Raw genomic sequence first — 12,024 nt, forward strand, 5'->3', positions numbered from 1 at the left:
GTTAATTAATTATCATTTTTTTGAAATAGCTTTGCCCCTCTAAATTAGAGACTTTCACAATATAAACACCTTGAGAAAATACACCCTTAGCAGCTATTTTTATTGATGTCTTATTTGCTATTGTTTTATACAACAATTGTCCATTCATATTAAAAATGGTAATTGTAGCATTTGTAAAGTTTTGCAAGGATATAACAAACTCATTTTCAATTGGATTTGGATAAATTTTAAAGCTATTGATTGTACTTTCATTAAGAGACAGCACATCTCCATTTTCTAAAAACTTCAATAAAACTATTCCGTTTCTAGAGGATCCTACACCTGCCTTACCAAATGAAATGTTAAGTACATTATTAGCTTTAGCTATTTCATTATCATCTAAGGTAAAAACAACATTTCCACTATCAATTACTAATTTTAGTGTCACATAACCATTTGTAGAAAGCGTAGAACCTGTACCTGCTAATTTTGTAACATTACCATTAAGCACTCTATATATTCCTGACTTGCTTGAATCAGCACTCAATCTTCCAAAAATATAATTATCATCATTACTAAACGCAGTAATTATAGCAACATCAGATTCGTTTTCAATTTCACTAGTTACATAACGTTTTACTCTTGCCTCAACCTCATAAGTGTTTCCTTCTGGAATATCAATAACAGAATATTCTGATAATTTCCCGGTTGAAACTGGTGGAAGATCTTTAGCAAAAAGCGCATATCTATTATTACCAGCTATATCAATTACTTTCCATCGGGAGTTATCTCTTTCTTTCCAGTCAGCTCGGTTTCCATATTCATTACTATTAAAAACTGACTCATGAATAAATTCAGTATGGTATTTTTGTTGAATTTCATACAAGTCTTTTTCAGCTAAATTTGGTACATGCTCATACCATTCTCTTTCCTCTGTAAAAAGCTCTCCTGTATTTAAAGCAGATACGATGGTACTTTGATACATACCCCAATGATTTCTTATTATATTATTTATATCGCCCCAATACAAAGCAGTCGACTCTCCATACAAGCCCCAATAAACATTACGTGCTCCTGCATATGGTCCTGCTGTATTAGTACCTGTACTTCTATGATTCCAATCAGTACGTACATCACATATTAAATTTGAAAAAGGTGCATTACGGTGAAAATCCAGACTAATAGTACTAGCTCCTTTTACATTTCTTAATACATTTCCATTTGATTTATGTATAAAAGTGATTGCATGTGTATATGGAATACTTGTATTTATGTTGATGTTACTTATTACATTGCTAGAAGAATAAGCATACGTAAAACCATGATGCCCATCTCTTCCTTCAATTACAATATCATCAATTTCTCCGTACGCTGAATATTTAAGGAAAATTGGATTATCAGCATTTACTATTGTTAGGTTTTTACACCAAAAATTGTAGCAACTATTAAAACCAATAGGGTTATATCCTGGTTCTGTTAAATGCTCTGCATGCTCTTTTTCAATCACTTCTATCCTTATATCTTCCATACCCACATTTTGCAACGCACTGTTTCGTTGGTATACAAACATTTCCCAAGAAGGTTTAAGTCTAAGTCTTAAGGGTTCACGAAGCGTAATTAAATTACCTTCAATTTTTTCTATGGTATGAAACATATTACCGCCATCAGCCGAAAGCCAGCTACTATGAGGTTCAGGATAATCTTGAGTTTGGTTATTAAAGTATTCATACCACAATTCTCCATTTACAGGGTTATTACCATCAGCATTTATTTCTATAATATCTCCTTGCTTTAATTTACTGGCATCCTCTACTACAATCACTTTGTCAGATCTCAATGCTTCCTCTGTAATTTTAGTAACCTTACTACTATATCTCCCAAAAAACTCTATAATATGACCTTTATCTCCTGTAGCATAAAGTCCATTAAATTCCCCATTGATATCAGTAGCTGAATTGGGCATATAAAATACAGTACCGTCTGCTCCATCACCTGCTCCCCTAAGAACAACATTGCTTCTTTCTATTTTGAGCCAATCATCAATCACATATCTTCCGGCAGGAAAATAAATAATACTATTATCGGGAGCTGATTTAATTATAACATCAATAGCCAAAATATCACTTAAACCATCATTAGCTACAACACCTTGATCTAATACATTAATAATATTACTAAATACTGGTTTTTCAGCATACCCACCTCCATAACCTGCATAAGAAAAATCGGAAAGTCGGCCACGTGAGTCCCATAACTCTCCTTTTTCACCCCATAAATCTGAAGTTGTTTTTGTTTGTGCGTAAATACCCGAAAACATATTTACTTGTAAACACAAAACAATTATAGAAACTAAAAGTTGCAACTTAGTTGAGATTTTGTTCATACTAATGATATAATTAATTATGTAATTTACAGCTTTGTATTACTTAGTAAGTGCTGCTTCTAATTGACTTAAATCGTCTTTCATTTCTCCATTTTTACCATATATAACAGGTGCTATAAAACAATCTCTTATACGATCTTTTGTACGATCCTTGTAGTGGCACCATACATGATACCAATCGCCTTTCCAAACAAAAAAGTCACCATGGCCATAAGGCGTGTCTAATTCCCAACCTTCTCCTACAAGTCCTTGAGTTTCATAAGGACCATACAAATTTTTAGAAGTAGCATAATAACCCGAACAACTTAGATAGTATATACCATTATACTTATGTAACGAATTTTTATCCATATCTGGAAAATAGGTTGTTTTGTTAATAACAATTGTTTTGGGCTCTTCATCAAGCTCAATCATAGATTCTTTAAGGCGTGCTATTTTATAATTTGTTCTACCATAAATTATATATGGAGTGTTATCATCATCAACAAAAATAGTAGGGTCAAATGAATCTACTAGAGGTTTACCTAGTGCATCTTTATATGGCCCTTCAGGCTTGTCTGCTACCATAACCCCTGCATTGTCATGGTGATTTGAAAAATACCAATAATACTTACCGTTTCGTTCTACAATATCTCCTGCCCAGCATGATGTATTTCCTTTCCCCATATAATTATCTTCAGGACTAATAGTACCTACATGCTCCCATGTTTTCATATCCATAGATTTATAGATACGCCAATCTGGCATTACCCAATCGCTTATACCAAAACCTATATCGTGACCTGTAAAAACGTAGCACACATCATCAACTACCAACATATGAGGATCAGACATTCCTGGTTCTGGAATTAATGGATTTGTAATTACCAACTTAGGCTCCATTAATGGTTCTTCGATTTGTTTATTATCTAGACTCTTTGATACAATCTTTGACACACCAACAATTGTTACTAAAGTTAACAAAAGGCCTAAAACACTTTTTTTACTAATTTTCATTTCTTGATCTTATTATATTCTTATTAATCCAATTTTTACACAACGCCCATTTCAAACCTTCTGAATAGTATAGTCTTTTACTAATCCTAGCATCTAGAGTTATGGTAATACATCGCTTTTTATTTTGTTTTAAAGTTCCATATTTGTCCAATAGTTATTCCTCCATTACCATCTTTCACTATCACTTTAAGATAATAGGTACTAGCTGCAGTTAGGTTACTAGCTGTATAGGTTGTTTCAGTTTGGTTTTCTGAAACTTTGGTAGTAGGATTACTATTTGTATCTAAATACACGTCAAAGGTTAATGTATCATTATCAACATCACTGGCAGTCCAACTTAATGTGACACTGAAACCAACTATTTCTGCATTTAATTCTGGATATGCTAATACTGGTAAAAATGGTAAATTATTGGTTACTCCTTCTCCTTCAGTTAAAAATTGACTTGATGATGAGTAAGTACTCTCAGCTTGTTTATTATCTACTGCTTTTACACGCCAATAATAGGCTTTACCTTTTGGTAAAACAATGATTTTTGATGTCGCATTGCTCGTTTCATTATATGATAACGATGAAAATGAGTTAGTTTCTGAAACTTCTAATTTATAGCTAACCGAATTATTATCTGGGTCAGTTGATTCATTCCACTCAAATTTCACAGCGTTGTCTACACAAAGTGTATTGTTTAGCGGGTACACCTTTAATGGTGTTGTAGGGGCTTTATTTTCAGTAGTAGTAATAAAATCTGAATCATTATCTCCACCTCCACCACATGATAGTAACATGCCTAAACTTATAGTTAGTATATATACTTTTTTCATTTTATTTTTTTGTTTAGAAAATTAAAACTAAAATTTGTTTTAAAAGGGATGCCCAATATTACGGGCATCCCCTTACTTAATAAACCAAACTCTAATCAAATTTATTATTCTGTAAGTTCTATTTTGAACTCTTCAAAAATCACATCTCTATCTCTAACCACTAGAGTATCTTTCACCTTATGGGTTTCATTGCTTGCACTATCTGTATAAGCATAATCTAGATAAACTACATCGCGTTTTTTATCTCCCCAAGTATCACCATCTTCAACAAATATACCTGAGCCAGAAACATTGTATGGATCATCACCAAAACTTCTAACAATACAACTACCTTCATTATCAAAAACTAGTTCAAAATTTACATCACCAGGACTTACATCATCACCTCTTCTAATACGATTTGATAATTCTACATTGCTTTTACCTGTTGTGGTTAATTTTACTAGTTCATCTCTTTCAATAAATTCTGTGCGATATTCAGTAGTAATAGTTTCATTTGCAGCGTTTGTCATTACATCTACTCCACGACGTAAATAAATTGCTTGGTATTTATTCATGAATTTAATACCATAAAGTGTATAATCTTTAGGTGTAAATTCCCAATCTTCTTCATTTACTCTAGACGGATTTATAATCCCCTCTAAAGGTTTACCTACCAAAAGAGTATCTAAATTCTCGACTTCTGTAATTAATACAGGAACCACATAGTTTACTGTTTTTTCTGGAGCAAAAGATAATGGATCTTCAAAAAAGGCATCAGTTAATTGTACTTCAATTCTTCCTTTAACAGATCCTTTAGGTATTGTAACTGGACTTGGAGTTTCAATGGTATAATAATTTTCTGGTAAAGCTACTACATTCTCTACACCGTCAAGAAGTTCTGGCGCTACTTGAAAATGCACACTTCTATTTTCTTTATTACTATATACACCCGTCATGGTTACTCCAATTTCAAACTTGCTATTGTTATCATTTTCGTTTACTCCAAGATCATATTTTCCTAAAATAAGGCTTCGTGCTGGAGTTTGAAAAGGAAAGTACACAGCTGTAAAATCGTAATCACCAAACTCAATGTCTTGATTTTCACAAGCCATAATACTGATTACAGCAACTAATAATATTAATATTTTTGTTTTCATAATTCGTGTTTTAAACTTTTTTAAATAAAATGTTCACTAATATTACCATCCTTGGTTTTGCTCAAGCATTGAAAACTTTACAATCTCGTTATTAGGAATAGGTAAATATTTGGCATGAGAAGGGTAATCTCTAATTTCTACAGTTGTTAATTCTACGTAGTTTGTACCATCATAAAAATATCCTGTTGCTGTTTCGTTTAAAGGAAGTCCCCATCTTCTAATATCCCAAAAACGATGCCCTTCAAAACTTAGTTCTAAACGACGTTCATTTCGAATTAAATCTCGCATTTGCTCTTTTGAACTTATAGAAGCTAAATATAAATCAGGTTGAGTAATACCTGCTCTTTCACGAATAGCACTCATTACATCGGTTGCTGAAATACCATTTACTTGGTGCATTGGACCTCCAATTTCATTAGATGCTTCTGCTAAAATCAAAAACAATTCAGTATATCTAAAATATACGTTAAAATGTCTTTTACCTGAAGTTGTACCATCATCATTTAAACGTACGTCAGAACGAAGTAATTTTTTTAAATAATAACCTGTAGTTGTAGACAATTCAGGTATTGAATCTGTTCTATCTACACCACCCCCAAGTCCAGAATTGATAGTTCCTCCTCCAATTGAAGAGCCATTAGTAACAATATATTCCAACAAACGAGGATCTCTATTATTGTAAGGATTTTGCGGATCATATCCATTAGCAACAGTTGCTGGAAAGCCGTTTTTCATTGGAAAGGCACTCACAATATTGTGCGTAGGATTTATTTGTCCTAATCCATTTCTTGAAGGTGGAAAATTTCTTTCTTCTTGTGTTGAATTGTTATTTCCCAAAGAACCACGCCACAACATTTCAGCACCATCTTTATCATCATCAGAGTCATAAAAAACTACTCCATTAGGATCTAAACCTGAAATACCTCCAATATCATTTAAAAGTTCTGAAGCCACAGTTGCTGCTTTTTCATAATACCCTGACCCGTTTAAAAATGATGGGCTAGCAGCATATAATGCCAATCGGGCTTTTAATGCTTTTACAATTCTACCAGAAACTCTAAGATTGTATTGTGATCCATTTACTGTTTTGTATTTTCCAAAATCAACATCTCCATATTTAGGATCAATATCTGCTTCATTATCCGAATAATCTGTTGGAAGTAATTCAAAAGCCTCATCATAATCAGCTAAAATTTCGTCTAAAGATTCTTGAAATGATAAACGCGGTATATTAAAGTTTCCACTTGGAGGAATGAACTCCTTGATATAAGGAATACCTAATAAATCACCAGATACACCTACACCTGCATGCGCCTGTAATATATAAAAATGAAACAAGCCTCTTAGTGCTAATGCTTCTCCAAGTAGTCTATCATTAAATAATTGATCAACTTCCTGATCTCTATGCCATTGAACTGTGCCTTCATTAACAATTTCAATAAATTTATTAATGTAAAATACTCTTTCGAATTGCCCCCATTCAGAAGCAGGATTATACTGAGCTGATAATTCACCTAAAGCCATTCTTTTATAGCCATTATCCATTTGATTGTGAACGGCGTCATCTGTACCTGCTTCGGTATATTGGTACTGATTCATTATCTTGTTATACCCTTGTAGCAGTATTCCTTCTGCTGATTCTGGGTCAGTTCCAATATAATCGGTTGTAATCCGGTTTTCATCAAGAGGATCTAGCATATCTTCACAAGCTACCAGACCTGTAAAAAGAAGTGCAATCGTTATATAATTGATTATTTTTTTCATATTTAAAAGTTTTATTTAATTGACCTAAAATGTTGTTCTTAAACCAAAAGTGATCGTTCTATATTGTGGGTTACTCCCAATATTTAACTGACGAATATCTCTACTTTCTCCAAATTGAAATAGGTTTATTGCAGCTGTATTTATACTAAACTGACTCATTCCTAATTTTTCACATACATCTTTTCCAAACTCATAAGTTAATTGCGCTCGTTTGATATCAAAGAAACTATTGTCCTTCATCCAGAATGTAGATCTTCTATAATTATGATTGTTTGTGTTTGAAGATAATCTTGGGTAGGTAGCTGTATTTGCAGTTTCTGGAGTCCAACGTCCTAAAACAACTTCAGAGTATTTATCGTTTCCGTCTACCCAAAAATAGTTATCATCTGTAATTAGCTCGCCTCCAAATTGTCCAACACCTAGTATAAATAAACTTAGACCTTTATATTGTAATCTTAGGTTAACCCCATAAGACCAAGGATTGCTATACTGACCTATTTCCTTTCTATCATTATCATCAATTATAGCATCATTATTTTGATCAACATATTTAAGATCTCCTGGTTGTACTGCTCCAAAAGCTGGAACTGGTAGGTTATCGTTTAGTACTAAATCTCCGTTAGTATTCGTATTAAAATCATTTTCTGAATAAAACCCATCATCAACTAAACCAAAAATTGCGTTTGTTGGTCTACCTATTCTAGATAAATAATCATACTCTACTACTTCATCACGAGTCTTAACTTCAGACTGTGAATACAATATATTACCCCCTAAATTAAATGAAAAACCACTATCAAAGTTCTTTGCATAATTTAATCCTAATTCAAACCCATGGTATGCATCTTTATTAAAATTATCATAAGGTCTAAAAATATTATAATAATTTGGGTATCTATTGCTTAATCTAGTTACCTGATTGTCAAAATCAGTTTTGAAATAATTAAATTCTAACCATAAAGAATTAAATAAATTAGCTTCTAATCCGAAATTTAAATCAATACGATCTTCATAGTCTATTGATAAATTTTGACCTTGTGATATGTCTTTTTCACGATTAAATACACCATCAGCCCACGTAAAAGTTGCACCATCACTATAATTTTCATCATAAAGATAATACTCATCTATGTCAATATCAGATTTGATAATTCCACCAGAAGCTTTTAATTTTAAGTAATTTATAAAGCCTACATTTTTCATAAAACTCTCTTCACTAATAATATAAGCTAAACTAACTGTTGGAGACAAGCCTCCTCTATTTCCTTCAGCTAATTTTATAGAATTAGCATAGGTAGCTCCAAAATCTGCGAATATTTTTTTCTTATAATCATACGATATTTGCAAAGCAAGGTGAGAATACTTGTCTGCCTGTAAAACATCATCTTCCTGCTCTGTAAATGTATAACCTAGTATGGTTGTATTAATTGAGTGCTTATTTTTAAATGTTTTCTCATAATTTAAAAGACCATAAAACCCTAATCTACTTACAAAAGAATTTGAATTTACATTTTGAGTTTGATCCTTCAAATCTACCTCACCATAAGGTGTAAGGTCTACAATTTGTCCATCTTCCCAAGTTGGTTCATAAACTCTATATTGATTTTGTAGAGATTCCGTATATACATCCAAAAAGTCAAAACTTAAATATGTTTTAGCTGACAGACCTTTTGTTATCATACTTAAATCTAGATCAATTGCATTGTTGAACTGAGTAGTATTTGTAATTTTGTTTTTACGACCACCAGCTAATATTTCTGCAACCGGTGTGTTATTTCTTAGTGCCTGAGTTGTCCCTAATAAGCTACCATTGAAAACATTTGCTCCTTCTATTATTGCATTTAAACTATTATTTGAACGGTCCATCATAGAAAGCGGTAAAAACGGTGCATAAGCATTAGGTTTAAATGTTGTACCACTACTTAAAAGATTTTCGTTTGCTGTTTTATTTGAATTTATAATAGCAACTACATCAACACTACTTTTAATCCAATCGTTCACTTTAAAATCAACGTTCGCTCTTACATTAAAACGGTTGCTACCTTTATTAGCCTCAGAATTTAGCAGTACCTGATTTTGGTCATAATTCCAGCCCATATTAATGTAATATTGCGTTTTATCATTTCCTCCAGCAAACTGTGTTACAATATCTGTTGTAGTTGTAGCCCCTCTTAAATATCCTTCATCATTATAGAAATCTACATCTGGATACAAATAAGGGTTGGTACTACTTTTATAATCATCAATTAAAGACTGCTCATAAAATACTTCTAAGCCATCATTTCTTCTTGCCTCGTTAAATAGCTGCATATAATCTACAGCGCCTAAATAATTTGGCAATTCAATTGGTGTTTTTAATCCACTTCTAATATTTACTGTAGCACTTCTCTTATTAATAGCTCCACGCTTGGTATTGATAATAATTACACCATTTTTAGCTTGACTACCGTAAAGTGCAATAGCACTAGCATCTTTTAGTACCGTGATTTGATCAACCTCATCCATATTTAAAATATTTGGGTCTCTACCAATTACACCATCAATAACAAATAATGCCGTACCAATACCTCTTACACTAGAAGTACCTTTTACTCCTACCATAAGGCCTTCAATATAATCTCTAACATATTGAGTATTATCATAAACAATTCGATCACTAGTATTAACTGAAGAAAAAGCACCTGTCATTTCTCTTTTCGTTATTGTTTTAATAGCTTGTTTAACAATATCTTTATCTGAAGCTAGGAAAAGAGATTTCTTAAGGGTGACTTCCCCAATTAAATCAGAAGAATTAATTAGCTGTGTATTATACCCATCCATTTCAATAATAATACTCTGGTCTAAAGAAACTTTAGCTAAAGTAAATTCTCCTTTAGCATTTGTAGTGGTACTAATACCTTTAGGTGCAAATATTTGTACACCACTCAAGGGTTTTCCCTGCTCGTCAACAATTGTTGCTGAAATTCCTGTTCCCATTTGTTGTGCTGTTGCCATAGTGGCAAAGCAAAAAATGGTTAATAATCCCAGGAATAGAATTTTGTCTTTTATATATTTTTTCATGTTATATTCTTTCATTTAAATTAAGACTCTGAAAATTTACCAACCTGGATTTTGAGGAAATCCATCATAAATCTGAGTTTGGCTTGCTTCAAATGGCAACCAGTAATGTTTTGGATAATCACAAACTCTATTTACCAGCACAAATTCCTCGAAATACGAATAAGTTCCAGTATTAGGGTCCTTTTCAGGAAAATTAACACCCGTTTTAGTTTTATATCGATCTAAATGTGCTACAACCCATCTACGAATATCTACCCAACGGTGCGCTTCAAAAGAAAGTTCAACACTACGTTCACGACGTAACTCGTCCATAAATTCGTTTGGATCTGAAACTTTAGAAGGATGTACCTGAGGTATTCCTGCTCTATCTCTTAACATATTTATAGCTTGTTCTGCTGATAAATTGTATGAAGCTGGTTGTGAAACAGCGCTGTTTGTAGCTGCTAATAATGCTTCGGCATACATTAAATAAATATCTGTAAGTCGCATTCGAATTCTCCATGGTGTATATTTATTATCCAATCTATTCCATTTACTATGTAATGTTGGATAATATTTTTTAAAGAAGTAACCTGTTTCAGACCCTGTACTACTGTTACGGTGCAATCCTCCTTCATAAAGTTGAGCTATTTTATGTTGTCCTGCTGATGATTTTGTTGCCAAAACATCTCCATTAACAGTAATCCACTTATAAAACCTAGGATCACGATTTTCAAAAGGTTTTGCAGGATCGAATGTAGGGGCTCCATAATTTCCACTCATATCATCTTGAACTGAAAGCCCATTGGCCATTCCAAAATTATAATGAATAAAGTTATGTGTAGGACTTAGCACTTTACTACCTCCACCTGCAACTTTACTATCCATTTGAAGTCTAATAACTTCCCTAGTTAAACTGTAATTAAATCCAGTACTATTGAAAATAAATTCGGTACCTCCTGGCCAAACTTTAGCTGGCACATCCCAAAATACTTCCTCATAATTTTCAAAAGTGGATAATGCATAGGTACCTTGGTCTGCCAATTTAAGTAACTCAGCAAAAGCATCAACAGCCATTGCAGCTAAATCACTATCATAGTCATAGGTATTAGTACTTCCTTTCATTAATGGACTGGCAGCAAAAAGTAAATTTTTACCCATATAACCATAAGCAGCACCTTTAGTTACACGACCTTTATTTTCGCCAAATGTTTTTTGTCCATAGGTTTCATCATCCCACTTTACTGGTAATAATTCTGCAGCTTTTTTAAAATCTTCATGAATTGCAAGTGCAGTTTCTCTGTAAGAGTCTGGACGAGGTAAGTTATAATCCTCAACCAAAACTTTATTAACATAAGGGTAACGCCCCCAAAACTTCATAATTTCTAGATGAAAAAAAGCTCTAAAAAAATATGCTTGACCTAAAATAACATTCTTCTCATCCTCTGTAGCATTTACAAGTAAGTCAATATTTTCAATTGCAATATTTGCTTTACGAATTCCTAATAATGATCCATTATAAACCCCTGGTCTATGCAATGTTCTCGCATCGTTAGGATCATTTGTTCTAATGCGATCCGTTTTATTTAAATAAGTAAAATCATTTCTTATCCAAAAACCTAGCTCCCCTTTATCTATTCGATTCATTGGTTGCCAACCATTATTTATTGTCGCATCATCTCCATACAAATAATCGGTTTGTTGATGTCCACCTGTTTGGTAATCTGTTACCAAAGCATACATTTCTTCCACAAACCCTTGCATATTATCAAAGTTCTTGAATACATCTTCAATTTCGATCACTGATTCAGGCGCTGCGTCTAAATATTCCTCGCATGAGAAAGAAAACAAAAGCCCTAAAATACATAGTGTTTTAATAATAATATTTTTCATTGTTCTCTGT

7 protein-coding genes are annotated in these 12,024 nt (G+C 32.8%); all 7 read right to left on the reverse strand.

What is annotated here, in order from left to right; genetic code table 11:
* Window position 1: 1 nt before the first annotated feature.
* The 7 genes from CHB67_RS13100 to CHB67_RS13130 all read right to left on the reverse strand — a co-directional run bounded on the left by CHB67_RS13100 (window position 2) and on the right by CHB67_RS13130 (window position 12,014).
* Entirely contained in the window at window positions 2-2,362 is a 2,361-nt protein-coding gene (locus tag CHB67_RS13100) for a T9SS type A sorting domain-containing protein (RefSeq protein ID WP_089382243.1), read from the reverse strand.
* A 39-nt stretch (window positions 2,363-2,401) separates the two neighbouring features.
* Complete coding sequence (locus CHB67_RS13105) at window positions 2,402-3,358, reverse strand: family 43 glycosylhydrolase (protein WP_089382244.1); 957 nt, start codon at window positions 3,356-3,358, stop codon at window positions 2,402-2,404.
* Window positions 3,359-3,477: 119 nt separating this feature from the next.
* Window positions 3,478-4,179, reverse strand: a complete 702-nt coding sequence (locus tag CHB67_RS13110; protein ID WP_089382245.1) for a fibronectin type III domain-containing protein — start codon at window positions 4,177-4,179, stop codon at window positions 3,478-3,480.
* 104 nt (window positions 4,180-4,283) lie between these two features.
* Window positions 4,284-5,318: a DUF5627 domain-containing protein gene (locus CHB67_RS13115; RefSeq protein WP_089382246.1), complete on the reverse strand. Its 1,035-nt coding sequence runs from the start codon at window positions 5,316-5,318 to the stop codon at window positions 4,284-4,286.
* A 42-nt stretch (window positions 5,319-5,360) separates the two neighbouring features.
* Entirely contained in the window at window positions 5,361-7,082 is a 1,722-nt protein-coding gene (locus CHB67_RS13120) for a RagB/SusD family nutrient uptake outer membrane protein (protein WP_089382247.1), read from the reverse strand.
* A gap of 24 nt (window positions 7,083-7,106) precedes the next feature.
* Window positions 7,107-10,142 carry a SusC/RagA family TonB-linked outer membrane protein gene (locus tag CHB67_RS13125; RefSeq protein ID WP_176461278.1) on the reverse strand — a complete coding sequence of 1,012 codons (3,036 nt, stop codon included), beginning with the start codon at window positions 10,140-10,142 and terminating at the stop codon, window positions 7,107-7,109.
* A gap of 36 nt (window positions 10,143-10,178) precedes the next feature.
* On the reverse strand, window positions 10,179-12,014 hold the full coding sequence (locus CHB67_RS13130; protein WP_089382249.1) for a RagB/SusD family nutrient uptake outer membrane protein: 1,836 nt from the start codon (window positions 12,012-12,014) through the stop codon (window positions 10,179-10,181).
* Between the last annotated feature and the right edge of the window lie 10 nt (window positions 12,015-12,024).

This window comes from Lutibacter agarilyticus (genome assembly GCF_900188235.1).
Classification (GTDB): domain Bacteria; phylum Bacteroidota; class Bacteroidia; order Flavobacteriales; family Flavobacteriaceae; genus Lutibacter; species Lutibacter agarilyticus.

What these genes read in the sequence shown, in the direction of transcription:
- CHB67_RS13115 (WP_089382246.1), bottom strand. Translation starts at nt 5,318, where the DNA reads ATGAAAACAAAAATATTAATATTATTAGTTGCTGTAATCAGTATTATG.
- CHB67_RS13125 (WP_176461278.1), bottom strand. Translation starts at nt 10,142, where the DNA reads ATGAAAAAATATATAAAAGACAAAATTCTATTCCTGGGATTATTAACC.
- CHB67_RS13130 (WP_089382249.1), bottom strand. Translation starts at nt 12,014, where the DNA reads ATGAAAAATATTATTATTAAAACACTATGTATTTTAGGGCTTTTGTTT.
- CHB67_RS13120 (WP_089382247.1), bottom strand. Translation starts at nt 7,082, where the DNA reads ATGAAAAAAATAATCAATTATATAACGATTGCACTTCTTTTTACAGGT.
- CHB67_RS13110 (WP_089382245.1), bottom strand. Translation starts at nt 4,179, where the DNA reads ATGAAAAAAGTATATATACTAACTATAAGTTTAGGCATGTTACTATCA.
- CHB67_RS13105 (WP_089382244.1), bottom strand. Translation starts at nt 3,358, where the DNA reads ATGAAAATTAGTAAAAAAAGTGTTTTAGGCCTTTTGTTAACTTTAGTA.
- CHB67_RS13100 (WP_089382243.1), bottom strand. Translation starts at nt 2,362, where the DNA reads ATGAACAAAATCTCAACTAAGTTGCAACTTTTAGTTTCTATAATTGTT.